Below are 26,580 nucleotides of genomic sequence, written 5' to 3' on the forward strand. Positions count from 1 at the left end.
ATTTCATAAAAAAAGCGCAACAAATGTTGCGCTTTTTTTATGCTTAACCTTTAAATTATTGTAGAATTAATGGAACCAATTCTTTCGTATATTGAATTATGTAAATACCATTATTTTCAAAACTTCCGCTAGCTTTTTTAGCATAGTTAAAGGAAGATGAAACCCTAACAGATTTCCCAGCCTTTAAACCATCTTCTAATGAATCGTAACTAGCTAATCTAATTAATACATCATACGTAACATCAAACCCTCTAATAGCATAATCACTTGGGATTGTATTATTTTCTTTTTGAAATTTTGTGAAAAAGTTTTTTATCAACACGCTATCCATATTAAAAAACTCAGCCGTAGGATAAGTAAAATTCAATTGCCCCAAATAATTATTATCTACTCCCTCAAAGTTTTTACCTTTATCTAAAGATATTAAATGAATTACAAACTTATCTGCAAGTCCTTTTAAATTATTAATTGTAGAAGCAGTTGTTACATTATCTTCACTTATTAAAAATACCCAATTTTTAACACCTTCTTTTAATTTTTCTGAAATTCTACCACCGCCTACATAGCCTTTTTCAGGCTTAATTACCGATACATTTTTAATCCCTTCAAAAGAATTTAGTTTATTAACAACTCTCCAAAGCACACTTTGAGATTCAGTTTTACCATCATTAATAACAATAATGTTTTCGCCATTATAAGTTCGCTCTAAATAAGTTATTAATTTATCTTCTACCAATGCTTCTTTCGGAGAAGATTTTATTAAGTTCTCTGCACCATAAGAATCCTGACTTTTTGAGAAAAAAGGCGTAATAACAGGTGTTTTTATGTGTTTAGTTAACCATTCTGCTTTATCAAAAAACAACGGACCAATAACAATATCAGCTTCATTAAAATTCACCTTATTTACAAGACTTTGTAGCTTCGATAATGAATTTTCAGAATCAAAAAACTGAACTTTTAAAGGCACTCCTTTTTCTTTTAAAGAATCAATTGCCATTAAAGCTCCAATATGAAAATCCGCCGCAACATTAGTAATATTATTTCTACTAAAAATTGAACCTGAAATAGAATCGTTCACTTTATTTAATTGATAAGGCAGCAAAAAAATCACCTTTAATACTTTTCCAGAATTTATATGCTCTTTAAAAGTAACTCCATGAGATTCTCTTATAAGGTTTGAATTATAATCATTAAACAATGGTACCTTAACAACTACTTCTTCGCTTTTATTTTTCTCAATTTTTAAAACCATCCCTAATTTTAAACCATCTTTTAAATCTGGATTTAACTTTAGTAATTCAGCTTCTGTAACATCATATTTTCTGGTTAAATTATAAATAGTATTATCTTTAACAACGGTGTGTAAAATATATTCATTTTCTACTAATGTCACTTTTTGTCCATTCTCTGGAATGTTTAGTTTCATTCCAATTTTCAATCCATCTTCAAGTCCCGGATTTGCTTTAATTAAATCGTTAATAGAAACATTAAACTTTTTAGAAAGACCATAAACAGTATCCTTTGGTTGCACTTCATAAAGATTGGAATCTTTATTAATTACAGCGTTATTTTCGATAACATTATTTCCAAAATTTTTATTTGGAACAATTATAACTGTTTCGGCGTCTGGTTTTCTACTAACATCTGGATTTAATTTTAACAAATCTCTTGTTGAAAGATCAAAATCCTTGGCAATACTTTTTATGGTTTCACCATCTTTAACGGTATAAGTTATGTATTTTTTTTGCTGAGCAAAGGAAACTACAGAAACCAAAAAAAGAAATACTAAAAATAATTTAGATAAATTCATTTATGTTATTTTTTTAAAGAAGGAAAATTATTCCCACTCAATTGTTGCTGGTGGCTTAGAACTAATATCGTACACTACTCTATTAACGCCTTTTACACCGTTTATTATTTTATTAGAAGTTTTTTGTAAAAACTCATATGGTAAATTTACCCAGTCGGCTGTCATTCCATCCGTAGATTCAACGGCTCTTAAAACAACTGCTTTTTCATAAGTTCTTTCATCTCCCATAACACCTACAGAATTCACTGGTAATAACATTGCTCCTGCTTGCCAAACACTATTATACAAACCTGCATCTTTTAAACCTTGAATAAAAATAGCATCAACTTCTTGTAACATTCTTACTTTTTCAGCAGTAATATCACCTAAAATTCGAATTCCTAAACCTGGTCCTGGAAATGGATGTCTACCTAATAACTCATCATCAATTCCCATAGAACGTCCAACTCTCCTAACCTCATCTTTAAATAACATTTTTAAAGGTTCAACAATTTTCAACTTCATAAAGTCTGGCAAACCCCCAACATTATGATGTGATTTTATAGTTGCTGAAGGACCTCCAGAAACTGAAACTGACTCAATTACATCTGGATAAATAGTTCCTTGCGCTAACCATTTTACATCTTGAATTAAATGCGCCTCATCATCAAAAACTTCAATAAAAACTCTACCAATTATTTTGCGTTTACCTTCAGGATCCGATTCTCCAGCCAATTCTTTCAAAAAACGTGCCGAAGCATCCACTCCTTTCACATTCAAGCCCATATGCTTGTATTGATCCAATACATTTTCAAATTCATTTTTACGCAACAAACCGTTATTTACAAAAATGCAATATAAATTACTACCTATAGCTTTACTTAATAAGGTAGCGGCAACTGTAGAATCCACTCCTCCAGATAAACCTAAAACAACTTTATCATTTCCTATGGTTGCTCTTAATTTTTTAACAGTAGATTCCACAAAAGAGTCTGGTGTCCACGTTTGAGCAACCCCAGCAATTTTCACCAAAAAGTTTTCTAAAATTTTTAAACCATCTTTTGAATGATACACTTCTGGGTGAAATTGAATTCCGTATGAAACTTCATTTGTTAATTTAAAAGCGGCATTTTTAACATCATGCGTACTAGCAATTAACTCACTATGTTCTGGTAATTCAACAATAGTATCACTATGACTCATCCAAACCTGACTTCCCTCAGAAACTCCTTCAAAAAACAAATCGTTTGAATTTACAAAAGATAAATTTGCTCTACCATACTCTCTTGTATTTGAAGCAGCTACTTTTCCGCCAAAATTATGAGCCATAAATTGGGCTCCAAAACAAACACCTAACAATGGTAATTTGCCTTTAATTTGGGATAAATCTGGATGAGGAGCATCTTCTGCTCTCACTGAAAATGGACTTCCAGAAAGAATTATAGCTTTATAATCTTCAATTTTAAAATTTTTACTATTGTACGGAAATATTTCGCAAAAAATATTGAGTTCTCTAACTCTTCTGGCAATCAACTGTGTGTATTGCGAACCGAAATCTAAAATAAGTACCTTTTGTTGCATCCGCAAAAATAATATTATTATTACTATTTAAAATAATTTTAGATACTATTTATTAAAAAATAATGAGTTCATGAAATTTTGTTCAAATAATTATTTAACTACATAGGAATTCTCATCTTTTTTCAATTTATCAATTTTATTACAGAAAAACTCAACTTAATTACACTGCATTTAAACCATTTTTAATATGTTTTAACTTTTGAAAACATTGAAAATTTATGAAAATTAAAAATAAAACCATTTTAAAGCGTTTTAAGAGCGTTTTCAGTTATAAATAAATTGTTGATAACTTATTTTGCTCAACTGCTTAAAACAGCTGATTTACCATGGTGATTCCTTATATTTGTGTGTTACACAAAAAATGACTAATTAGTTAATTATAAAAATATGAGTGAAGAAATAAATAAGCAAAATTATACTGCTGATAGTATTCAAGCATTAGAAGGAATGGAGCATGTAAGAATGCGTCCATCTATGTATATTGGAGACGTAGGGATAAGAGGTTTACATCATTTAGTATATGAAGTTGTTGACAACTCTATTGATGAAGCAATGGCTGGGCATTGTGATACTATTGATGTAATTATCAATGAAAACAATTCAGTATCCGTAAAAGATAACGGTCGTGGTATTCCTGTTGGAATGCACAAAAAAGAAGGTGTTTCAGCGTTAGAGGTTGTAATGACTAAAATTGGTGCTGGAGGTAAATTTGACAAAGATTCTTACAAAGTTTCTGGTGGTTTGCACGGAGTTGGTGTTTCGGTAGTAAATGCATTATCAAATCATTTAAGAGCTACAGTTTATTTAGATGGTAAAATTTGGGAACAAGAATACGAAAAAGGTAAAGCTATGTACCCAGCTAAAACCATTGGAGAAACTACAGATAAAGGAACCATGGTTACTTTTTTACCTGATCCTTCTATTTTTACACAAACTATTGAGTTTAGTTATGAAACTTTAGCAACAAGATTGCGAGAACTTTCATTTTTAAATAAAAAAGTCACCTTAACATTAACTGACAAAAGAACAACAAACGATGAAGGTGAATTTTTAACTGAAACTTTTCATAGTGATGAAGGTTTACCTGAATTTATTAGATATTTAGATGCAACTAGAGAGCCTTTAACAGCTAATGTAATTTCTATTGAAGGTGAAAAAAATGGTGTACCTGTTGAAGTAGCAATGGTTTACAACACTTCATATTCAGAGAATTTACACTCGTATGTTAATAATATTAACACGCACGAAGGAGGAACACATTTAGCTGGTTTTAGACGTGGACTTACTGCTACTCTAAAAAAGTATGCTGATGATTCTGGAATGTTAAAAAATCTTAAATTTGAAATAGCTGGTGATGATTTCCGTGAAGGATTAACCGCAATTATTTCAGTAAAAGTTGCAGAACCTCAGTTTGAAGGTCAAACAAAAACAAAATTAGGTAACCGTGAAGTTACAGCAGCCGTTAGTCAAGCAGTATCTGAAATGTTACAAGATTATTTGGAAGAAAATCCAAATGACGCAAAAATAATTGTTCAGAAAGTAATTTTAGCAGCAACTGCCCGTCACGCAGCTCGTAAAGCACGCGAAATGGTGCAACGTAAAACTGTAATGTCCATTGGTGGTTTACCTGGTAAATTAAGTGACTGTTCTGAAACTGATCCAGAAAAATGTGAAATTTTCTTAGTTGAGGGAGATTCCGCAGGTGGAACGGCAAAACAAGGACGTGATAGAGCATTTCAAGCTATTTTACCATTAAGAGGTAAAATATTAAACGTTGAAAAGGCAATGCAGCATAAAGTTTTTGAAAACGAAGAAATCAGAAATATGTACACTGCGTTAGGCGTGTCTATTGGAACGGAAGAAGATCCAAGAGCTTTAAACCTATCAAAATTACGTTACAATAAAGTAGTTATTATGTGTGATGCCGATGTTGATGGTAGCCACATTGCTACCTTAATTCTAACATTCTTCTTTAGATATATGAAGGAATTAATTGAAAACGGACATATTTTTATTGCAACTCCTCCTCTTTACTTAGTTAAAAAAGGGCAAAAAAGAGAATATGCTTGGAACGACAACCAACGTGATATGATTGCTTTAAATATGGGTGGTAGTGCTAGTATTCAACGATACAAAGGTCTTGGAGAAATGAATGCTGAGCAACTTTGGGATACAACAATGAATCCTGAATACAGAACATTAAGACAAGTAACAATTGATAACTTGACGGAGGCTGATAGAGTTTTCTCAATGTTAATGGGTGATGAAGTTCCCCCACGTAGAGAATTTATTGAAAAAAATGCAGTTTACGCAAAGATTGACGCTTAATCTGATACATTTAACACTCTTAAATTAATAAAAAGACTGCTTTTTCAAGCAGTCTTTTTATTTTATACACATAATTTATTTATATTTACTTAAATAAAACCCCCTAAATTATGAAAAAAATTATTCTTGTTTTTCTAACCATTTCAATCAACTTAACTATAAAAGCACAAGATGGAATGGAGGCAATCTTACTTTCTGGAGTAAGCGACGCAAATAAATTAACCGAAGCATATATTAATCCTTCTATGAAAGGATTAATTTATAGTATGAATGGAGGCTGGTACCATACCGCAAAAACTCATCAAACATTGGGTTTTGATATTAGTATTGGATTGAATGCATCCGTAATTCCATCATCAGAGGAAATTTTTAATTTTTCTGATTTAGGATTATCATCAAATACAACCTCTACTTCTTTAACAGGAGCAACTGTTGCAGGACCAAATTCTTTAGAAGCACCTGTGAAGGTTTCTACAACAATTAATGGACAAAATGTTACTGCAAATTACACAATGCCAGGCGGAGTAAAAGATGATTTACCTTTAAATGCAATGCCTGCTCCATCGGTTCAATTAACTTTAGGATTACCCCACAATTTTGATATTATGCTTAGAGGCGTTCCTAGTGTTGGATCAAATGATGTAAAAGGAAACTTATTAGGAGTTGGAGTTAAAAAAGAAATTACAAGTTTATTTGGACCTATAGATAAACTACCCCTACACGTTTCTTTATTAGGGACATACACAACAATGGATGTTAATTATGATTTACAAAATGATAGTTCTATCCAAGGAGTTAATCAAGAAGCAACTTTTAATTTAAACGCATATTCTGTTCAAGCAATTGCATCCATTAATTTTCCAATTATCAATTTTTATGGAGGAATTGGCTATAGCGGAGGATCTTCAAAATTTAAAATGAAAGGAACTTATAATTTAGAATACAATACTGGCTATCCCGCGCCAAATGATACAGCCGAAGTTACAGTGACTGATCCTATAAATTTAAATTTTGATACCAAAGCTTTGAAAACAACTTTAGGCACAAGAATTAGTTTAGGCTTTTTCAAATTATTTGCAGATTACACCTTGCAAGAATACAACACTATAACTGCTGGTATAGCTTTTAGTTTTAGATAGTTAAAACCCATTTAATTTTTTGAATAATAACTACAAACGATTTCGTAGATTCAAGCTGAATAAGCCTATATTTTAGTTAAATTTTGCTATTTTTACATCAAAATAAATTATAAACATAACAAATAAAAATATGAAAGTAACAGTAGTAGGAGCTGGTGCTGTTGGTGCAAGTTGCGCTGAGTACATAGCTATTAAAGATTTCGCTTCAGAAGTTGTTTTAATTGATATTAAAGAAGGATTTGCTGAAGGAAAAGCAATGGACTTAATGCAAACAGCCTCATTAATGGGCTTTGACACCCAAATTACTGGTGTAACAAATGATTACTCTAAAACTGCAGGAAGTGATGTTGCAGTAATTACAAGTGGTATTCCTAGAAAACCAGGAATGACACGTGAAGAATTAATTGGAATTAACGCTGGTATTGTAAAAGCTGTATCTGCAAGTTTAGTTCAATATTCTCCAAACGTAATTATCATTGTTGTAAGTAACCCAATGGATACTATGGCTTATTTAGCTCATAAATCTACAGGATTACCAAAAAACAGAATTATTGGTATGGGTGGAGCTTTAGATAGCGCTCGTTTTAAATTTAGATTGGCAGAAGCTTTAGGTTGTCCTCAATCTGATGTTGATGGAATGGTAATTGCTGGTCACAGTGATACTGGAATGCTACCTTTAACACGTTTAGCTGTTAGAAATAGCGTTTCTGTTTCTGAATTTTTATCAGAAGAAAAATTAGCAGAAGTTGCTGAAGCTACTAAAGTTGGTGGAGCTACTTTAACTAAATTATTAGGAACAAGTGCTTGGTATGCACCAGGTGCAGCAGTTTCTTCAATGGTTCAAGCTATTGCTTGTGATACTAAAAAAATGTTCCCTTGTTCAGCTTTATTAGAAGGTGAATATGGCTTAAAAGACATTTCAATTGGTGTGCCTTGTATTATTGGTAAAAACGGAATTGAAAAAATTGTTGAAATTGATTTAACTGATGCTGAAAAAGCGAAATTAGCAGAAAGTGCTGATGGAGTTAGAGCAGTAAACGATTTATTGTAAATTTCAATAGTTTCAAATAAAAAAAACTCCTCAGATACTTTGTATTTGAGGAGTTTTTAATTTTTAGAATCAAAATATTTTTTACAACGGACATGTATATTAGGTAAATTTCATATTCTCATTCTAAAATTTAGCTATCTTTATTTCCAGTTAACTTTCAGCAGTCATCAATCTTTTGTTTATAAAAATTAATTATATTTACCTCCATACGTTATCATTAAGCTATTCAACGTTTATATAAAGGGCTAAATGTGGCGTTTACTTCAACCATCAATTTTAAAATTTAGTAAATTATGAAAAAAGCACTCCTTATATTTATAACCTTTTTAAGCATTAATACTATAAATGCTCAAGAAAAAATTGAAAAATACTATAATTACGCAAAAGGAAATATAAAAGAAGCTGGTGCAATTGATAAAAATGGTTTTCCTATAGGTGAATGGAACTATTATTTAGAAAGTGGTGCGCTAGGTTACATAATTAATTGGGAAACTAATTTTTCAAAAGAATTTTATGAAACTGGTGAATTAAAAGTAACCAGAACATTTAATCCAGATACTGGGGCAAGTATAGGAGAATCTACCACTTATTTTAAAAATGGAAAAATTGAACTTTCGGGAAACTATGATAAAAACGGTGATAAAAACGGTGTTTTTAAAACTTTTTTTAAAAATGGGACCCTCAAGAATATTCAAACTTATATAAATGGAAAATTACAATAAAATATTATAACCTATACTCTGAAGTAAATGATAAAACATCACATTTCACCTATTATAAATGTTACAGAATTAGTTGAACTTCACAAAGTTAATAACCCCATACTAATTGATGCTAGCAACGGAATAAACGCAAAAAAAAATTATGAAGCTAAACATTTGGATGGTGCACTTTTTGTTGATTTAAACTCCCAATTAGCAGCTATAAAAGAAAACCTAGCTGATGGTGGCAGACATCCCTTGCCTACATTAGAACAATTTTCAAACACATTAACCACTTTAGGAATTTCACCAGAAAGTCACGTTATAATTTATGATGATAAAAATGGCGCAAATGCTGCGGCACGTTTCTGGTGGATGTTAAAAGCCATTGATCATAAAAAAGTACAAGTATTAAATGGTGGAATACAAGAAGCTGAAAAATTAAACTTCCCTATAAATTCAAAAAAAGTAACAGCAAAAAAAAATACACCATATATTATTGATAATTGGAAACTTCCAACCATTAATTTAAATGACATTGAAAAAGTGGTTAAACTTAAATCTGCCACAATTATTGATGTTAGAGAAACAACAAGATACAATGGAGAGCATGAGCCTATAGATTTGGTTGCAGGGCATATTCCAACAGCACTAAATATTCCTTTTTCAGAGAATTTAAATAAAAACGGATTGTTTTTATCACCCTCAGAATTAAAGGACAAGTATTCAAAATTTAAAAACAACCACATTATTGTACATTGCGGATCTGGAGTTACAGCTTGCCATTCGCTTTTAGCTTTTGATTATGCCGGTTTAAAAATTCCAATATTATATGTTGGTTCTTGGAGTGAATGGAGCAGAAATAATAAACCAATAAAAACTAACTAATGTTGGTTTCTATTGGCTTTAAAGTTTTTATACCTAACAAAAATTAAGACAACCCAGAAATCACTCCATTTTTATCAATATTCATACCTTCAGACGCAGGATTGCTTGGTAACCCAGGCATACGCATCATTTGCCCTAATATTGGAATAATAAATTGCGCTCCTGCAGCAATTTCAATTTCACGAACAGTAACCACAAAGTTTTTAGGCCTTCCAATTAAAAATTCATTATCTGAAAAAGATTTTTGAGTTTTAGCCATACAAATAGCAAAATCATTAAAACCTAACCTGTCAATTCTTTTTAAATTTAATTTTGCTTGTTTATCAAAATCAACACCATCCGCGCCATAAATTTCTTTCGCTATAATTTCAATTTTTTCTTTAACTGGCATATCCCATTTATACAAAGGCTCAAAATGCGATTTATTAGATTCTACAACTTTAACCACTGCGTGTGCCAAATCTTTTGTTCCATCACCTCCTTTTGCCCAATTTTCAGAAACTACAGCCTGCACACCTAATAATTTACAATGATTAATTACAAAATTAATTTCTTCATAAGAATCATTTACAAAAGTATTTATGGCCACAACAGGCGCTATATTAAATTTTCTAATATTCTCAATATGTTTTTCTAAATTACAAAAACCAGCTTTAACGTTTCCTAAATTTGGAGTATTAATTTCATCAGACTTTGCACCTCCATGATGGCGTAAAGCCTTAATTGTAGCTACTAAAACTACAGCTTTTGGATTTAAATTTGCCGCTGCGCATTTAATATTTAAAAACTTTTCAGCACCTAAATCTGCACCAAAACCAGCCTCTGTAACTACATAATTAGATAAGGACAACCCCATTTTAGTAGCAATAATTGTATTTGTACCTTGCGCAATATTTGCAAAAGGTCCACCATGTATAATTGCAGGATTTTCTTCTAAGGTTTGCACTAAATTAGGTTGAATAGCATCTTTTAATAAAATTGCCATTGCATTTTCTGCTTTTAAATCTCGAGCAAAAACTGGCTTTTTATCAAAAGTAAATCCAATTAAAATAGCGCCTAACCTGTCCTTTAAATCTTCAAAATCCGTAGCCATACAAAGAATTGCCATCACTTCAGATGCCGGCGTAATATTAAATCCATCTTCACGAGGAATTCCATTTGCAACACCACCCAAACCAATAGTTATTTTGCGCAACGACCTATCGTTCATGTCAATAACACGCTTCCATAAAATTGTTCTTGAATCAATATTTAAATTGCAACAAGAGCTTTGTAAATTATTATCTATTAATGCAGCTAACAAATTATTTGCTTTTTCAACAGCATTAAAATCACCTGTAAAATGCAAATTAATATCTTCCATAGGAACAACTTGAGAATATCCACCTCCAGCTGCGCCACCTTTAATTCCAAAAACAGGACCTAAAGAAGGTTCTCTTAAAACTACAATGGCCTGTTTACCAATTTTATTTAATCCTTCCGTTAAACCTATAGACACAGTAGTTTTACCTTCACCTGCAGGTGTTGGAGTCATAGCAGTTACTAAAATTAAATTATTCGTTTTAATTTTATCTTCATCAATAAGTGTTAAAGGCAATTTAGCTTTGTACTTGCCATACATTTCTAAGTCATCTTCTTTTATACCTAATTTGCCGGCAATTTCTTTAATATGAACCAATTTTTTATTCTGAGCAATTTCAATATCTGATAAAACCTTCATTTACGGTGTTTTTTGATATACAAATATATAAAATTCACAATCTGAATAAGTGATTTATATCAATGTGCTAATTTATACTTATAAAAGCGTAAAAAGAATTGTTAGTTCTTATTTGAAATTATATATTTGCACGTTTATTACAAATGATTCTTATATTAAATTAAATAAAATGCAGAACAAAGGACTTATAAAACTATTCGCAATTCTTTTCGGATTAGTAAGTATATACCAATTATCATTTACTTGGTTTACAAATGGTGTTGAAGATAAAGCAAAAATTTATGCTGAATCAAAATCTGATGACGGGAGGGAAATAGCAAATTTAGAAAGAGTTTATTTAGACTCAGTTGCAAATAAACCTGTTATTGATTTAGGTTTTGCTCAGTTTAGCTACAACGACATTAAAGACAAAGAGTTAAATTTAGGATTAGACCTTAAAGGTGGTATTAATGCCATTTTACAAGTATCTGTAAAAGATATCTTAATTGGTTTATCTAACGACTCTAAAAATCCTGTTTTTAATGAAGCTATCGCAAAAGCCACTGAAGCTCAAAAAAATAGTGATAAAACTTTTTTAGATTTATTTTTTAATGAATTTGAAAAATTAAGCGCTGGTAAAGTAAAATTAAGCGATCCAAGTATTTTTGGAAACAAATCTTTAAGAGATAAAATTAATTTTAAATTAACAGATGCGGAAGTTAAACCAATAATTGCTGATGAAATCTCAGGATCTATTAGTACCGCTTTTGAAGTATTACGAAGCAGAATTGATAAATTTGGGGTTACACAACCAAATATTCAACGTATTGGTAACTCTGGACGTATTTTAATTGAACTACCTGGAGCGAAAGATATTGACCGTGTAAAAAAATTATTACAAAGTACTGCTGAATTACAATTTTGGGAAGTTTACTCTAACCAAGAAACTGCAAACTTCTTTTTTGCAGCAAATACAGTTATAGAAAATCATTTAAAAGCAGAAAAAGAAGAAACTACAATTGATACTACTTCTGTAAAAGATGATTTAAATGATTTATTGGGTGAAGTATCCGACTCAATTGCAAACAAACAAGTTAATAACTTATTTACAGTTTTAACACCAAGTGTTCCTCAATCAGAAAATCAAATTTCATCTGTAATTGCTACTGCAAAAGTAGCAGATACAGCTATGGTAAATAAATATTTAGCAATGAAAGATGTTAGAGCAATGTTATCTAACGAAATGAAATATGCTAAATTCTTATGGGATGCAAAACCTTTCACTTCAACAGTTGCAGCAACTAATGAAAGTGTTGAATTAATTTATTTATATGGAATTAAATCAAACAGAGAAGATGTTGCGCCAATTGAAGGAGATGTAATTGATGATGCCAGCCAGGAATACGGACAATCAGGAAAGCCTGAAGTAAGTATGACAATGAATGCTACTGGAACAAAACAATGGGCTAAAATGACAACAGAGAATGTTGGTAAATTTGTAGCTGTTGTTTTAGATGATTATGTATATACTGCTCCTTCTGTAAATACAGCAATTACAAATGGTAGAACTTCTATTTCTGGTGGAAGTATGACTGTTGTTGAAGCACAAGATATTGCAAACGTATTAAAAGCTGGTAAATTACCTGCTGCAGCACACATTATTCAATCAGAAGTTGTTGGGCCATCTTTAGGTCAGCAAGCTATTGATAGTAGTATGCTATCATTTGGATTGGCTTTATTAATTGTTTTGGCTTGGATGATTTTCTATTATGGAAAAGCAGGTGGATTCGCAAATATTGCGTTAGCAACTAACTTATTATTTATCTTCGGTATATTAACTGCATTTGGAGCTGTTTTAACTTTACCAGGTATTGCAGGTATCATTTTAACAATTGGTATGTCAGTTGATGCAAACGTTATTATTTTTGAAAGAATAAAAGAAGAATTAAATAGTGGAAAAGGTTTAAAAGCTTCTATAGAATATGGATTTAGTTATAAAGGTGCATTCTCAGCTATTTTAGACGCCAACGTAACATCTATGTTAACAGGTGTAATTTTATATGTATTTGGAACAGGACCTGTAAAAGGATTTGCTTACACATTAATGGTTGGTATTGTTACCTCATTATTTTCAGCAATTTTTATAACACGATTATTAATTGACTGGTATGCTGGAAAAGGAAAATTATTTACCTTCAATACAAGTATTACTAAAAACTGGTTTACAAATATTGATGTTGAATTCCTTAAAAAACGTAAAATTGCATATATTATTTCTGGAGCCCTAATCATTATAAGTTTAGGTTCATTAATTTCTAACGGTTTAAATTACGGTGTAGATTTTGTTGGAGGGAGATCATATGTTGTAAAATTTGATAAACAAATTGTTGCTTCTGATGTTGCAAGTACTTTAAAAGATGTATTTGGTGATGCCCCAGAAGTTAAAACTTACGGAGAAGCTACACAATTAAAAATTACGACTAAATATAAAATTGAGGAAGAAGGAAATCATATTGATGATGAAGTGCAAGGTTTATTGTATACTGGTTTAAAATCTTACATCTCTACTGATGTAAGTTTAGACGAATTTAAACCTGGATATGATGGTGAGAAAAAAGTAGGAATTATGAGTTCTATTAAAGTAGAACCAACTATTGCAGATGATATTAAAACAGCTGCAGGATGGGCAATTTTAGGTTCGTTGTTAGTAATATTCCTATATATTTTATTCCGTTTTAGAAAATGGCAATACAGTTTAGGAGCAGTAGCAGCTTTATTCCATGATGTTATTATTGTAATTGGTATTTTCTCATTATTCTATAAAGTATTACCTTTTGACATGGAAATTGGACAATCATTTATTGCCGCCATATTAACAGTACTAGGTTACTCTATTAACGATACGGTGATTGTATTTGATAGAATTCGTGAATTTGCAGGAACACATACTTCTTGGAAATTCTCAACAGTAATTGACAAAGCATTAAGCACCACTTTAGGTAGAACAATAAACACTTCATTAACAACTTTAGTAGTTTTAATTGCAATCTTCTTATTTGGAGGAGATTCTATTAAAGGGTTTATGTTTGCGTTAATTGTTGGTATCGTAGTTGGTACTTATTCATCTTTATTTATTGCATCACCAATACTTTATGATACAGTAAAAAAATTAGATAAAACTAAAAAATAATAACTATTGAAATTTATTTCAAAAACCGTTTTGACACGTCAAAACGGTTTTTGTATTTCAAATTAGCAAAGAAACTTCATTTATAAAGTAATTTTCTAATTTGATTCTTACATTTGTAACAAAGCATAAAAATGAGCATAATTAAACTACACGACAAATATTTTAAAACGTATATATCAGCAAAAGAAATTGATGAATCAATCAATACATTAGTCGCTCATATTTCAAATGACTTAAAAGATGAAACGCCATTGTTTATTGGAATTTTAAACGGATCATTTATGTTTGTTGCTGATTTTGTAAGAAAATATAACTATAATTGTGAAGTCTCATTTGTTAAATTAGCTTCTTATGAAGGAACAAATTCTACTGGACAAATAAAAAAATTAGTAGGTGTAAATGAGAATTTAGAAGGAAGAACCGTTGTTATATTAGAAGATATTATTGATACTGGAAATACACTTCAAGAAATATTTGAAATATTTAAAGACAAAAAATTAAAGCAACTTAAAATTGCCACATTATTTTTTAAACCAGATGTATTTAAAAAAGAATTACCTATAGATTATATTGGAATTTCAATTCCTGATAAATTTATAGTAGGTTACGGATTAGATTACAACGGTTTTGGACGAAATTTGGCAGATATTTATCAACTTACTACTAAACCAACTATGAAAAACATTGTTTTATTTGGCCCTCCAGGAGCAGGAAAAGGAACTCAGGCAGATTTATTAAAAGAAAAATACAACCTAAAACATATTTCAACAGGGGAAGTATTTAGATTTCATATTAAAAATGAAACTGAATTAGGAATTTTAGCTAAATCTTTTATGGATAACGGAAATTTAGTTCCAGATGAAGTTACAATTAACATGCTTAAAGATGAGGTAAATAAAGACGGAGGTGTACATGGATTTATTTTTGATGGTTTTCCAAGAACAGAGTCTCAAGCTATTGCATTAGATGAATTTTTGGCCGAAAAAGGTCAAACAATTAATGGAATGGTTGCTTTAGAAGTTCCTGAAGATTTATTAGTTGAAAGATTGCTTGAAAGAGGAAAAACAAGTGGCAGAAGCGATGACCAAGATGAAAGTAAAATCAGAAATCGCTTTGATCAATACAACTCGAAAACAGCTGTTTTAAAAGGTTTTTACGCTTCACAAAATAAATATTTTGGCGTGAATGGCGTTGGAGAAATAAAAGATATTACTGTACGATTAAGTACAGTTTTTGATAAATTATAACATAGTTAAACAAACTGTAAAAGCAGAAAATAGACATAATGGTAGAGGGAAATTTTGTAGATTATATTAAAATACACGCTAATTCTGGTAAAGGAGGACGTGGTTCTGCGCATTTACATAGAGAAAAATACGTAGCTAAAGGCGGTCCTGATGGTGGAGATGGTGGACGTGGTGGTCACGTAATTGTTAGAGCTGATAAAAACCTTTGGACATTATACCATTTAAAATTTAAGAAACATTTTAAAGCCGAACACGGAGGTGATGGAAGTGCATCCAGAAGTACAGGAAAAGACGGTGATGATGTTTATATAGATGTGCCTTTAGGAACCATAATACGTGATGCTGAAACACAAGAAATCCTCTTTGAAATAACTACTGAAAACACTGAACAAATATTATTAGAAGGTGGAATGGGTGGTTTAGGTAACTGGCATTTTAAAACCTCAACAAATCAAACACCACGTTATGCACAACCTGGAATTGATGCATTAGATGGTTGGTTTCAGTTAGAATTAAAACTTTTAGCAGATGTTGGTTTGGTTGGATTTCCGAATGCTGGAAAATCAACTTTGCTTTCTGTTTTAACAGCTGCTAAACCTAAAATTGCTGATTACGCTTTTACAACATTAAAGCCAAACTTAGGGATTGTTGAGTATAGAGATTTTCAAACATTTGTAATGGCAGATATTCCTGGGATTATTGAAGGTGCTGCCGAAGGTAAAGGTTTAGGTCATAGATTTTTGCGCCACATTGAGCGGAATTCAATCTTATTATTTTTAATTCCTGCAGATTCAGAAAATATTCAAAAAGAATATGATATTTTATTAAACGAACTTCAACAACATAACCCAGAACTTTTAGATAAAGCTAGATTATTGGCAATTTCAAAATCTGATATGTTAGATGACGAATTAAAAAATGAAATTAGAAAAGAATTTCCTAAAGGAATTGAAACATTATTTATTTCATCTGTTGCGCAACAAGGTTTAACCGAGTTGAAAGACACTTTATGGAAAATGTTAAATTCTTAAAACAATAGTATTAAATATAAAAAAGAGTCGTGAAATATCACGACTCTTTTTTATATAAATTCATTAGCACTTTTATGCTTTACATGAACATAAACCTCCTCCACATTTAGAATTTGTACTTTCTAAATTTGCTGTTTCTTTTTTACAAGTACATTTTCCTGGTTCACATTTTGAACAAGCAATGTCATGTTTTTCTTGACAAGTACATTTTCCATCTGGGCAAGTGCATTCACCAGCTTCTTTACATTTACAACCTTCCGCATGTTCCATTTCAGCGGATTGTTCTTTTAAATCCATTTTACAAACTGGACAAGAACCTTCTGCATCATAGGTTTTCCCCTTTTCACAGTCCATCGGACATTGATATGTTTTAGAAGCCATTGCATCATGGTCATGACCATCATGACTTTCCATTTGAACTTCTTCTTTCACTTCTTCTTTCTTTGTTTCTTTACAAGCTGTAAATAATACAGCAAAAGAAAAAATGGTAGCAACTACAAAAATAATTTTTTTCATAAAAGTTTAATTAACGTTAAAATTGATATTTATTTTACGCCGCAAATTACTAAAAATAAAACAATAATTAATTTGTTACAACAAAATACTATATAGCTGATCCTCTATTGTTTATAAAAACTTATTAGGGTTTTCTTTTTTCAGAAACTAATTCTTGATAATAATAAGCTGGAATTAAAAGCAATAAAATTATTGGATGAATTAAAAAACGTCTTAAATAAAACACGGTCAAATAACCTTCAATTAATTTATATTCTACAATTAAAAAAAAAGAAATTATTAAGAATAAATAGGAGAACAAATACACTATACCAGAAAATAGGACTGTGTTTTTATTATTAAAAACAACAAATATAATTAATAACGAAATTAGGGAATTTATAAAAAACCGAACAGAAAGATTAGCAATATACAATCCTAAATACAAATCTGGAATTGCATTATGCAAATAGTCACTTTTAAAAAATTCAATTAAAGGATCATATAATAACGGTTCAATAAAAACTCTTACAGCAACTAAACATAACACTAAAAAAAGTAACAATCCGTATTTAATAGCTTTCTTCATTAGTATTGTTTTGAAAATTTAGAAACCCAAAGTATCCATAATAAAAATGTGAAGCCATAAATTAATGCAGGAAAAAGAATATCGTGTAATAAATATTGGTGCTGAGGAAACTTATATAATGCTATAGTTATTACACCAATTCTAAAAATATTAATAAAATATATTAACAAACTTCCAACTAAAATAAACACTAAAGTAGGCTTAAAACGTTTTGAAAAAGCCACAATAAAAGAAATAAACAGAATAATAATGCTCATTGCATTACATCCTTCAATAACTCTGGCGATAGGTTTATTATCAATAATTACCTGATAAGACAACTCATTTGTACTTTGGATGATTTCTGAATTATACCCTAAAATACGAATAACAAAATTACTTTTTTTAGCAACGTGCTCTGTAATTGAATCGCACTCAAAAACATCAATGGTATTTTGATTTTTACTTAAGAAAAAAGAGTACAATAAAAACAACAAGGCATAAGTCCCAAAAAATTTAATTAAAAAAAATATAACGATTTTATTATTTTGCACTCGAAAAGATTTTTAATTTTGCCTAAAATTACAAATTAATATGAATTTATCTCAACTAAAAGAATCTGCTGCAAATATAATTAGTAGCAATGAAACAAAATCCTTTAAACTACAAGCAATTTGCAATTTACTAAAAAGCGAAATTTCATACTATGATTGGGTTGGGTTTTACTTTAAAAATGGAGATAAAAAAGAATTAAAATTAGCGGAATTTGCTGGAGAACCAACAGAACACACAATTATACCTTTTGGAAAAGGTATTTGTGGACAAGTTGCTGTTAGCAATGAAAATTTTGTAGTACAAGATGTTTCTGCTCAGGAAAATTACATTTCGTGTGGATGGAAAGTTAAAAGTGAAATTGTAATTCCAATTTTTGTTAATGGAAAGAATATTGGACAAATTGACATAGATTCTCACACAGTTAATCCATTTACAAAAAATGATGAACTTCTTTTAGAATTTATATGCACTAAAATATCACATATAATTTAAAACATGTTTATCTTTACATTAAAATTATGTGCTATGATTTTGATTTTAACAAAATTGAAAACTAATTTTTGAAATAACACATGTTAAAATTTTCCCCAAAGAAATACCCTAAATTAAAAGAATTCATTTCTAAAAAGCTTCTTAAGGAGAATTCATCTTCAAAAAAAGACCACAACCAAAAGCAACTTAATTATTCGGAAATGGTTCATAACTTCGAATTAAAAATTAAAAAGAATTAATAAAAATTTAGCATTCTTTTGTTTTGTTTAAACTGTTGATAATTATTAGCTTTGCGGCTTAATTAACCACACACAACATGAGCATAACTAAAAAGGCAAAATCAGCATTAATTTCAGTATTTCATAAAGACGGGTTAGCACCAATAGTTCAAAAACTTAATGAATTAGGCGTTATTATTTATTCAACTGGAGGAACAGAAGATTTCATTAAAAAACTAGGAATTAAAGTAGTCCCTGTTGAAGATTTAACCTCATATCCTTCTATATTAGGTGGTAGAGTTAAAACGTTACACCCAAAAGTATTTGGTGGAATTTTAGCAAGACGTGAAAACGAACAAGATTTAGCCCAATTAGTTGAATATTCAATTCCAGAATTGGATATTGTTATTGTTGATTTATATCCTTTTGAAAAAACTGTTGCAAGTGGTGCTGATGAACAAGATATTATTGAAAAAATTGATATAGGTGGTATTTCTTTAATTAGAGCAGCCGCTAAAAATTTTAAAGATGTAATTTGTGTTTCATCAATGAACCAATATGATGAGTTTTTACAAATTATGACAAACGGAAATGGTGCAACAACATTGGAAGATCGTAAAAACTTTGCTGCAAAATCCTTTGCTGTTTCTAGCCATTACGATACTGCCATTTTTAATTATTTAAATAAAAACGAAATTGCTTTTAGAGAAAGTTATAATACTTCTTCAATTTTAAGATATGGTGAAAACCCACATCAAAAAGGATATTTCTTTGGAAATTTAGATGAATTATTTGAAAAATTACACGGAAAAGAACTTTCTTACAATAATTTATTAGATGTTGATGCTGCCTTAAATTTAATGAGTGAATTTAAAAATGACGATCCTACATTTGCCATTTTAAAACACAACAATGCCTGTGGATTGGCTCAAAGAAATTCTTTAAAACAAGCATATTTAGATGCTTTGGCTGGTGACCCAACTTCTGCTTTTGGAGGTGTTTTAATTTCTAATAAAACTATTGATATAGAAACTGCTCAAGAAATAAACAGTTTATTTTGTGAAGTTGTAATTGCACCAAGCTATACAATTGAAGCTTTAAAGTTATTAAAAAGCAAAAAAAATAGAATCATATTAATTCAAAAAGAGATTGAATTACCACAAGTACAATATAGAACAGCATTAAATGGCGTTCTTTTTCAAGAAAAAGACAACAAAACAGATGATGCTAGCGTTATTAGTACAGCAACAAAAAAGGAACCTTCAAAAGAAGAATTAAACGATTTATTTTTTGCTTCAAAAATTTGTAAACACACAAAATCTAACACTATAGTTTTAGTAAAAAACAAACAACTTTTTGCAAGCGGTACCGGTCAAACAAGTAGAGTTGATGCTTTAGAACAATCAATTGCAAAAGCAAAACACTTTAAATTTGACTTAAATAACGCAGTAATGGCAAGTGATGCATTTTTCCCTTTTCCAGATTGTGTAGAAATCGCAAAAAATGCAGGAATAAATGCGGTAATTCAACCAGGAGGATCTATTAAAGACCAGTTATCTATAGATTATTGTGACAATAATGAAATGTCCATGATATTTACAGGCATTCGTCATTTCAAACACTAATTTTAGTAACTTTGCTACGTTTCAAATTAAAATATAAAAAAAAGTAAAATATATGGGTTTTTTCGACTTTATGACAGAGGACATTGCCATTGATTTAGGTACAGCAAATACCCTAATTATTCACGATGGTAAAGTAATTGTAGATGCTCCTTCAATTGTTGCACGAGATAGAACTACCGGAAAAATTATTGCAGTTGGTAAAAAAGCCAGTTTAATGCAAGGAAAAACTCATGAGAACATTAAAACAATTAGACCATTAAAAGATGGTGTAATTGCAGACTTTGAAGCTTCGGAACAAATGATAAAGGAATTTATCAAAAATATTCCAAACATAAAAAAACGTTTTTTTACACCTTCATTACGAATGGTGATTTGTATTCCTTCAGGAATTACTGAAGTTGAAAAACGCGCAGTTATAGATTCTGCAGAACATATGAACGCCAAAGAAATATACCTTATTCACGAGCCAATGGCTGCTGCAATAGGTATTGGTATTGATATTATGCAACCAAAAGGAAATATGATTATTGATATTGGTGGTGGAACTACAGAAATTGCTGTAATTGCCCTTGGAGGTATTGTGTGTGATAAATCTGTAAAAGTTGCGGGTGATGTGTTTACAGCAGATATTGCTTATTATATGCGAACACAACACAACTTATATGTTGGAGAGCGCACTGCCGAAAAAATTAAAATTCAAATTGGTGCAGCCACTGAAGATTTAGAAACTCCGCCAGAAGATATGTTAGTACAAGGAAGAGATTTACTAAGCGGAAAACCTAAGCAAGTTCAAGTTTCATTTAGAGAAATTGCAAAAGCTTTAGATAAATCTATTTTAAGAATTGAAGATGCTGTAATGGAAACACTTTCTAAAACACCACCTGAATTAGCTGCTGATATTTATAATACCGGAATATATTTAGCCGGAGGAGGTTCAATGCTTAGAGGTTTAGACAAGCGTTTATCTAGAAAAACAGACTTACCTGTGTATGTGGCAGAAGATCCACTAAGAGCTGTTGTTAGAGGAACAGGAATAGCCTTAAAAGATCTTGAAAAATTCAAAAATGTATTAATGAAATAGTATAACTTCCAACATCTAATATGCAGCATTTAATTTATTTTATCAGAAAATATAGATACTTTCTGCTGTTTATTCTGTTAGAAATTTTAGCATTTTACCTTACCATTCAACACCATTCTTACCATCAAAGTAAGTTTGTAAATTCTGCTAACTTTGTTACTGGTGGTTTATATAATAAAGTGAGTTCCATAAATGAATATTTTCATTTAAAAACGGAAAATCAACTTTTAAATGAAGAAAATGCTCGTTTAAAAAATCAGCTAGATAGAGTACAAATCATCTCAAATGACAGTGTTTACAATGTGTTAGACACCACATATAACATTCAAAAATATGAGTATTTAGTTGCTAAAATTATTAATAATAATTACTCAAAAAGAAACAATTATTTAACTATTAACAAAGGAAGTGATACTAATATTTCTCCAGAACTAGGAGTTATAAATAGTAAAGGAGTTATTGGAGTTGTTAAAAATGTTTCTTCAAATTTTGCTACAGTACTTTCTATTTTAAATAGTAATTCAAAAATAAATGTACGATTGAAAAATAGTAGTCACTTTGGTTCGTTAATTTGGAATGGAGATGATTATGCTTTTGTACAAATTATTGATTTTCCTAGACAAGCGAAATTAAAAAAAGGCGACACAATAATTACTGGAGGAAAATCAGCTATTTTTCCTGAAGGAATTAGTATTGGAACCATTGAAAATATTATCATTAAAAACCATCAATATCATCAAATAGATGTGAAATTATTTAATGATATGAGTTCAATTGGACAAGTACAAATTATAAAAAATCTTCAAAAAGAAGAACAAAAAGCATTAGAAGAAAAATCTAACAATGAATAACGTAGCTTTAAATAATACCCTCCGATTTATTGGTCTATTACTTTTACAAGTTTTAGTGTTAAACCATATAAATTTATTTGGCTTTATTAACCCGTTATTATATATTGTTTGGGTGCTACTTTATCCCATTAAAAAAAATAAAACTACGTTGCTTTTATTAAGTTTTTTATTAGGATTAAGTATTGATTTCTTTTCAGATTCTGGAGGAATTCATGCAGCCGCTACCCTATTTATTGCTTATATTAGAATTCCAGTATTAAATACTATATTAGGTAAATCCGATTTTGATTATTTGCTTTTTAATTTAAGAAGTATTGCCTTTATTAAAGCCTTTACTTTTATTGCCTTACTTACATTTATTCATCATTTCATAATTTTTAGCTTAGAATATTTTAGTTTTAATTCCATATCCTCCATTTTATACAACACGCTATTAACAGGAGTTTTTACTATAATTTTAAGTGTTTTAGGAATCATTTTATTTACGAAAAAGAAGTAATGAAAAGATTTAATCTTTTATCGTTTTCCGTTATATTTATAAGTATAATTTATATTGTACGTATTTTTTATTTACAAATATTAGATAATTCTTACAATATACCAACCTTAAATAATTCAGCCGTAAAAGTAGTGTATGATTATCCTGAAAGAGGTTATATATATGATAGAAATGGAATTTTGTTAGTTGCAAATCAGGCTTCTTATGATATTATGATTATCCCTAATGAAGTAAAACATTTAGATACTATAGAGTTTTGTGATTTGCTTAAAATCAGCAAAGAAGATTTAATAAAAAAAACTGAAAAAGCCATAAAATACTCTACAAGGATACCTTCAATTTTTTTACCTCAACTTTCAAAAAATGATTATGCATTTTTACAAGAAAAAATGTATAAATATAAAGGCTTTTATATTCAAAAAAGGTCAATTAGAGAGTATCCTGTAAAATCTGCACCAAATGTTTTAGGTTATATAAGTGAAGTTAATGAAGGTTCAATTGCAAAAAATCCTTACTATCAAATAGGAGAGTTAATTGGAACTGCCGGAATTGAAAAAACGTATGAAAAAATTTTAAGAGGTACAAAAGGTGTTAAATTTATTCAAAGAAATAGATTTAATAAAGAAATTGGTTCATTTAAAAATGGCGCTTTTGATACTTTGCCAGTACCCGGAAAAGATATAACTTTAACAATTGACAGCAAGCTGCAGCAATATGGCGAAGCTTTAATGGCTAATAAAAGAGGTGGAATTGTAGCTATTGAACCTAGTTCTGGAGAAATTTTAGCCTTAATATCAATGCCTACATATGATCCTAATTTAATGGTTGGGAGAGAGCGATCCGCTAATTTCACAAAATTATATTTAGATAGTATCAGTCGTCCACTTTTAGATAGAGGTTTACAAGCACAATATCCTCCAGGCTCACCATTCAAAGTAATTTCCGCATTAGTGGCATTGCAAGAAAATGTAATTACACCACATACCACAACAACATGTTTTGGAGGCTATCGATATGGGTCAGGTGCAAAATCAATTATGAATTGCCACTGTGAAACTGGCTATCCAATAGAATTAAATACAGCTATTTATAGGTCTTGTAACAGCTATTTTGCAAATGCATATAGAAAAGTAATTGAGAAATACAAAAAACCATATGATGGAATGAATGTTTGGAACAAACATGTAGAAAGTTTTGGTTTAGGAAATTATTTAAATAATGATTTGTCAGTGGGACAAAAAGGTAATATTCCTGATGGAGATTACTATAATAAAGTTTACCCAAATGGAAGATGGAGATCTACTGCAACCATTTCAAACGCAATTGGTCAAGGTGAAGTTTTAACAACTCCTATTCAATTAGCAAATATGACAGCAACAGTTTCAAATAGAGGATTTTATTTCACGCCTCATATTGCAAAACATATTGAAGGAATTCCTTTAGATAAAAAATTTACCATTCCAAATTATACAACAATTGATAAAAAATACTTTGAACCAGTTATTGAAGGATTATTTAATGTTGTTGATAACCCAAGAGGTACAGCGCACTGGTCTAAAGTTGAAGGAATTGATATTTGTGGAAAAACCGGAACTGCTGAAAATCCTCACGGACAAGACCATTCCATATTTATAGCTTTCGCTCCAAAAGACGACCCTAAAATTGCAATTGCAGTTTTTGTTGAAAATGGTTATTGGGGATCTCGTTGGGCTGGACCAATTGCAACGTTAATGATTGAAAAATATTTAAACGGTAAAACAAATAGACCTTTGGTTGAAGAAAGGATGTTTAATGGAAGTATCCAAGAGGAGTATAACAAACAAATACAAGGAAAACTCAAACATTGAGAAGTAAAAAAAATAATATTTTCTTAGGAATTGATTGGCTATTAGTCCTATTCTATTTCATTCTAATTTTTTTAGGATGGTTAAGTATATATTCCGCAACTGTTGCCGAAGATCAATACGAAATTATAAACTTATCTTCAGAATATGGAAAACAATTAATTTGGATAGCATTAAGTATACCACTTATCATATTGATTTTAATGTTTGATGCTAAAGTTTATGAAAAATATGCTTCCATAATTTATGTAGTTTCACTTTTCTCACTCCTAGGGCTTTTTGTTTTTGGTAAAAATATTAATGGAGCCACTTCGTGGTATGGTTTTGGTATTTTTAGCTTACAGCCATCAGAGTTTGTTAAAGCAGCTACTGCGCTTGCAATGGCAAAATTAGTCAGTGAAAAAATGTTTAATCTAAAAAAAATTGAGACTCAAATACAAGCTATTCTCATTTTATTTTTTCCAGCCATTTTAATTACATTACAACCAGATCCGGGTTCAGCGTTAGTTTATGGAGCCTTTATTTTTGTATTGAACAGAGAAGGTTTACCTTTTTATTTTATAACAGTTGGTATTGTAGCATTGGTTTTATTTATAACCACACTCATATTCGGGTATTTAATAACGTTAATTACATCTTTAGGCCTATTCCTTTTTATTTTATTATACTTTTCTTTTTACAGAAAAAAAGCCTTTAGAAGAGGATGGCTAAAAATAATTGGTATTTATTTAATGTCTGCACTTTTTATATTTAGTATAGATTTAGTTTTTAATCATGTTTTTGAACAACGCCACAGAGACAGATTTAATATATTATTAGGTAAAACAGCCGACACTAAAAGTATTGGTTATAACACTAATCAATCTGTGACAACAATTGCAAATGGTGGATTTTTTGGAAAAGGGTTTTTAGAAGGCGAAAGAACTAAAGGTGATTTTGTGCCCGAACAGCAAACTGATTATATTTTTACAACTGTTGGTGAAGAATGGGGGTTTTTAGGAAGTTCAGTAGTTATCATCTTATTTGTATTATTTATTTTACGAATAATAACAATTGCAGAGCGCCAAAAATCTAAATTTAGTAGAGTCTATGGTTATAGTATAGCTGCAATATTTTTCACGCATTTCACTATTAATATTGGAATGGTACTAGGTTTACTACCTACAATTGGAATACCCCTACCCTTTTTTAGCTATGGAGGATCTGCGCTTTGGGGATTTACCGTATTACTATTTATATTTATTAAGCTAGATGCAAATAGAATTTACGAGTGGTAAATCTTTAGATTTCCTATTTAAATTTAAAACAAAAAAAAGCATCCAAAATGGATGCTTTAGATTTTATATTTAAAACTAAACTATAAAGCAGCTACGTGCTTAGTTAATTTAGATTTTAAATTACTTGCTTTATTCTTATGAATAATGTTTTTCTTTGCTAATCTATCTACCATAGCAATTACTTTTGGAAACAATTCTTCAGCCTCTTTCTTCTCTGTCGCAGCACGTAAATCTCTAACAGCATTACGAGTTGTTTTATGCTGATACTTATTTCTTAATTGCTTAGCGCGATTGCTTCTAATTCTTTTTAATGCTGACTTATGATTTGCCATTATAAATTTTATATTAATTTTTTTGTAGTCCGTAGGGGAATCGAACCCCTGTTACCAGGATGAAAACCTGGCGTCCTAACCCCTAGACGAACGGACCAT

The 26,580-nt window shown here is 30.2% G+C and carries 22 protein-coding genes and 1 tRNA gene; 15 read left to right on the forward strand and 8 right to left on the reverse strand.

Annotation, left to right across the window (positions count from 1 at the left end; translation table 11 throughout):
- Positions 1–55 precede the first annotated feature (55 nt).
- Together JEY78_RS10945 and guaA are read right to left on the reverse strand one after the other, a co-directional pair.
- Complete coding sequence (locus JEY78_RS10945) at positions 56–1,810, reverse strand: LysM peptidoglycan-binding domain-containing protein (protein WP_291850960.1); 1,755 nt, start codon at positions 1,808–1,810, stop codon at positions 56–58.
- 27 nt (positions 1,811–1,837) lie between these two features.
- Entirely contained in the window at positions 1,838–3,370 is a 1,533-nt protein-coding gene (gene guaA / locus JEY78_RS10950; protein ID WP_291850962.1) for a glutamine-hydrolyzing GMP synthase, read from the reverse strand.
- Between the two features lie 387 nt (positions 3,371–3,757).
- On the opposite strand from guaA, the gene gyrB reads away from it, so the two are divergent.
- The 5 genes from gyrB to JEY78_RS10975 all read left to right on the forward strand — a co-directional run bounded on the left by gyrB (position 3,758) and on the right by JEY78_RS10975 (position 9,477).
- Complete coding sequence (gene gyrB / locus JEY78_RS10955; protein WP_291850963.1) at positions 3,758–5,698, forward strand: DNA topoisomerase (ATP-hydrolyzing) subunit B; 1,941 nt, start codon at positions 3,758–3,760, stop codon at positions 5,696–5,698.
- A gap of 110 nt (positions 5,699–5,808) precedes the next feature.
- Positions 5,809–6,837: a DUF6588 family protein gene (locus tag JEY78_RS10960; protein ID WP_291850964.1), complete on the forward strand. Its 1,029-nt coding sequence runs from the start codon at positions 5,809–5,811 to the stop codon at positions 6,835–6,837.
- 130 nt (positions 6,838–6,967) lie between these two features.
- Positions 6,968–7,888: a malate dehydrogenase gene (locus JEY78_RS10965; RefSeq protein WP_291850966.1), complete on the forward strand. Its 921-nt coding sequence runs from the start codon at positions 6,968–6,970 to the stop codon at positions 7,886–7,888.
- Positions 7,889–8,181: 293 nt separating this feature from the next.
- Positions 8,182–8,610 carry a hypothetical protein gene (locus JEY78_RS10970; RefSeq protein WP_291850967.1) on the forward strand — a complete coding sequence of 143 codons (429 nt, stop codon included), beginning with the start codon at positions 8,182–8,184 and terminating at the stop codon, positions 8,608–8,610.
- 27 nt (positions 8,611–8,637) lie between these two features.
- Positions 8,638–9,477: a sulfurtransferase gene (locus tag JEY78_RS10975; protein WP_291850969.1), complete on the forward strand. Its 840-nt coding sequence runs from the start codon at positions 8,638–8,640 to the stop codon at positions 9,475–9,477.
- A 43-nt stretch (positions 9,478–9,520) separates the two neighbouring features.
- On the opposite strand, the gene JEY78_RS10980 is transcribed toward JEY78_RS10975, so the two are convergent.
- Complete coding sequence (locus tag JEY78_RS10980; protein WP_291850971.1) at positions 9,521–11,197, reverse strand: formate--tetrahydrofolate ligase; 1,677 nt, start codon at positions 11,195–11,197, stop codon at positions 9,521–9,523.
- A 169-nt stretch (positions 11,198–11,366) separates the two neighbouring features.
- Here JEY78_RS10980 and secDF point away from each other — a divergent pair, with 169 nt between their 5' ends.
- From secDF to obgE, 3 genes are all read left to right on the forward strand, one after another.
- On the forward strand, positions 11,367–14,366 hold the full coding sequence (secDF, locus tag JEY78_RS10985) for a protein translocase subunit SecDF (protein WP_291850973.1): 3,000 nt from the start codon (positions 11,367–11,369) through the stop codon (positions 14,364–14,366).
- Positions 14,367–14,497: 131 nt separating this feature from the next.
- Positions 14,498–15,613 carry an adenylate kinase gene (locus JEY78_RS10990; protein ID WP_291850975.1) on the forward strand — a complete coding sequence of 372 codons (1,116 nt, stop codon included), beginning with the start codon at positions 14,498–14,500 and terminating at the stop codon, positions 15,611–15,613.
- Positions 15,614–15,651: 38 nt separating this feature from the next.
- Positions 15,652–16,644 (forward strand): GTPase ObgE, encoded by a 993-nt coding sequence (obgE, locus tag JEY78_RS10995; RefSeq protein ID WP_291850977.1) that lies wholly within the window; start codon positions 15,652–15,654, stop codon positions 16,642–16,644.
- A gap of 72 nt (positions 16,645–16,716) precedes the next feature.
- Here the strand turns inward: obgE and JEY78_RS11000 are convergent, their stop codons facing one another.
- The 3 genes from JEY78_RS11000 to xrtF form a co-directional block, all read right to left on the reverse strand.
- Positions 16,717–17,160: a heavy metal-binding domain-containing protein gene (locus JEY78_RS11000; protein ID WP_291850979.1), complete on the reverse strand. Its 444-nt coding sequence runs from the start codon at positions 17,158–17,160 to the stop codon at positions 16,717–16,719.
- Between the two features lie 124 nt (positions 17,161–17,284).
- On the reverse strand, positions 17,285–17,728 hold the full coding sequence (locus JEY78_RS11005) for an exosortase F system-associated protein (RefSeq protein WP_291850981.1): 444 nt from the start codon (positions 17,726–17,728) through the stop codon (positions 17,285–17,287).
- On the reverse strand, positions 17,728–18,261 hold the full coding sequence (gene xrtF, locus JEY78_RS11010) for an exosortase family protein XrtF (RefSeq protein WP_291850983.1): 534 nt from the start codon (positions 18,259–18,261) through the stop codon (positions 17,728–17,730). Before xrtF ends, JEY78_RS11005 begins: the two co-directional genes overlap by 1 nt.
- A gap of 40 nt (positions 18,262–18,301) precedes the next feature.
- Between xrtF and JEY78_RS11015 the strand changes: the two genes are divergently transcribed.
- From JEY78_RS11015 to rodA, 7 genes are all read left to right on the forward strand, one after another.
- Complete coding sequence (locus tag JEY78_RS11015; RefSeq protein ID WP_291850985.1) at positions 18,302–18,754, forward strand: GAF domain-containing protein; 453 nt, start codon at positions 18,302–18,304, stop codon at positions 18,752–18,754.
- Positions 18,755–19,070: 316 nt separating this feature from the next.
- Positions 19,071–20,597 carry a bifunctional phosphoribosylaminoimidazolecarboxamide formyltransferase/IMP cyclohydrolase gene (gene purH, locus JEY78_RS11020; protein ID WP_291850987.1) on the forward strand — a complete coding sequence of 509 codons (1,527 nt, stop codon included), beginning with the start codon at positions 19,071–19,073 and terminating at the stop codon, positions 20,595–20,597.
- Between the two features lie 52 nt (positions 20,598–20,649).
- Positions 20,650–21,678: a rod shape-determining protein gene (locus JEY78_RS11025; RefSeq protein WP_291850989.1), complete on the forward strand. Its 1,029-nt coding sequence runs from the start codon at positions 20,650–20,652 to the stop codon at positions 21,676–21,678.
- Positions 21,679–21,698: 20 nt separating this feature from the next.
- Entirely contained in the window at positions 21,699–22,529 is an 831-nt protein-coding gene (gene mreC, locus JEY78_RS11030; RefSeq protein ID WP_291850991.1) for a rod shape-determining protein MreC, read from the forward strand.
- Positions 22,522–23,028: a rod shape-determining protein MreD gene (mreD, locus tag JEY78_RS11035; RefSeq protein ID WP_291850993.1), complete on the forward strand. Its 507-nt coding sequence runs from the start codon at positions 22,522–22,524 to the stop codon at positions 23,026–23,028. The genes mreC and mreD overlap by 8 nt, the downstream gene beginning before the upstream one ends.
- Positions 23,028–24,875 (forward strand): penicillin-binding protein 2, encoded by a 1,848-nt coding sequence (gene mrdA / locus JEY78_RS11040; protein ID WP_291850995.1) that lies wholly within the window; start codon positions 23,028–23,030, stop codon positions 24,873–24,875. The genes mreD and mrdA overlap by 1 nt, the downstream gene beginning before the upstream one ends.
- Positions 24,872–26,149, forward strand: coding sequence for a rod shape-determining protein RodA (gene rodA, locus JEY78_RS11045; protein WP_291850997.1), 1,278 nt, complete (start codon positions 24,872–24,874; stop codon positions 26,147–26,149). The genes mrdA and rodA overlap by 4 nt, the downstream gene beginning before the upstream one ends.
- Positions 26,150–26,229: 80 nt before the next feature.
- Here rodA and rpsT read toward each other — a convergent pair whose 3' ends face one another.
- Together rpsT and JEY78_RS11055 are read right to left on the reverse strand one after the other, a co-directional pair.
- Positions 26,230–26,481, reverse strand: a complete 252-nt coding sequence (rpsT, locus tag JEY78_RS11050; protein WP_291850999.1) for a 30S ribosomal protein S20 — start codon at positions 26,479–26,481, stop codon at positions 26,230–26,232.
- Between the two features lie 25 nt (positions 26,482–26,506).
- Positions 26,507–26,578, reverse strand: a tRNA-Glu gene (locus tag JEY78_RS11055).
- Positions 26,579–26,580: the final 2 nt, after the last annotated feature.

It is taken from the genome of Lutibacter sp. (assembly GCF_016342705.1).
Lineage (GTDB): Bacteria > Bacteroidota > Bacteroidia > Flavobacteriales > Flavobacteriaceae > Lutibacter.

Excerpts from the sequence above, each read along its gene's own strand:
- secDF (WP_291850973.1), top strand. The coding sequence starts at position 11,367 with ATGCAGAACAAAGGACTTATAAAACTATTCGCAATTCTTTTCGGATTA.
- JEY78_RS10970 (WP_291850967.1), top strand. The coding sequence starts at position 8,182 with ATGAAAAAAGCACTCCTTATATTTATAACCTTTTTAAGCATTAATACT.
- JEY78_RS11000 (WP_291850979.1), bottom strand. The coding sequence starts at position 17,160 with ATGAAAAAAATTATTTTTGTAGTTGCTACCATTTTTTCTTTTGCTGTA.
- JEY78_RS10965 (WP_291850966.1), top strand. The coding sequence starts at position 6,968 with ATGAAAGTAACAGTAGTAGGAGCTGGTGCTGTTGGTGCAAGTTGCGCT.
- JEY78_RS10990 (WP_291850975.1), top strand. The coding sequence starts at position 14,498 with ATGAGCATAATTAAACTACACGACAAATATTTTAAAACGTATATATCA.
- JEY78_RS11025 (WP_291850989.1), top strand. The coding sequence starts at position 20,650 with ATGGGTTTTTTCGACTTTATGACAGAGGACATTGCCATTGATTTAGGT.
- JEY78_RS11015 (WP_291850985.1), top strand. The coding sequence starts at position 18,302 with ATGAATTTATCTCAACTAAAAGAATCTGCTGCAAATATAATTAGTAGC.
- mreD (WP_291850993.1), top strand. The coding sequence starts at position 22,522 with ATGAATAACGTAGCTTTAAATAATACCCTCCGATTTATTGGTCTATTA.
- rpsT (WP_291850999.1), bottom strand. The coding sequence starts at position 26,481 with ATGGCAAATCATAAGTCAGCATTAAAAAGAATTAGAAGCAATCGCGCT.
- mrdA (WP_291850995.1), top strand. The coding sequence starts at position 23,028 with ATGAAAAGATTTAATCTTTTATCGTTTTCCGTTATATTTATAAGTATA.
- JEY78_RS10945 (WP_291850960.1), bottom strand. The coding sequence starts at position 1,810 with ATGAATTTATCTAAATTATTTTTAGTATTTCTTTTTTTGGTTTCTGTA.
- purH (WP_291850987.1), top strand. The coding sequence starts at position 19,071 with ATGAGCATAACTAAAAAGGCAAAATCAGCATTAATTTCAGTATTTCAT.
- JEY78_RS10960 (WP_291850964.1), top strand. The coding sequence starts at position 5,809 with ATGAAAAAAATTATTCTTGTTTTTCTAACCATTTCAATCAACTTAACT.
- gyrB (WP_291850963.1), top strand. The coding sequence starts at position 3,758 with ATGAGTGAAGAAATAAATAAGCAAAATTATACTGCTGATAGTATTCAA.
- obgE (WP_291850977.1), top strand. The coding sequence starts at position 15,652 with ATGGTAGAGGGAAATTTTGTAGATTATATTAAAATACACGCTAATTCT.
- guaA (WP_291850962.1), bottom strand. The coding sequence starts at position 3,370 with ATGCAACAAAAGGTACTTATTTTAGATTTCGGTTCGCAATACACACAG.
- mreC (WP_291850991.1), top strand. The coding sequence starts at position 21,699 with ATGCAGCATTTAATTTATTTTATCAGAAAATATAGATACTTTCTGCTG.
- JEY78_RS10980 (WP_291850971.1), bottom strand. The coding sequence starts at position 11,197 with ATGAAGGTTTTATCAGATATTGAAATTGCTCAGAATAAAAAATTGGTT.
- JEY78_RS10975 (WP_291850969.1), top strand. The coding sequence starts at position 8,638 with ATGATAAAACATCACATTTCACCTATTATAAATGTTACAGAATTAGTT.
- JEY78_RS11005 (WP_291850981.1), bottom strand. The coding sequence starts at position 17,728 with ATGAAGAAAGCTATTAAATACGGATTGTTACTTTTTTTAGTGTTATGT.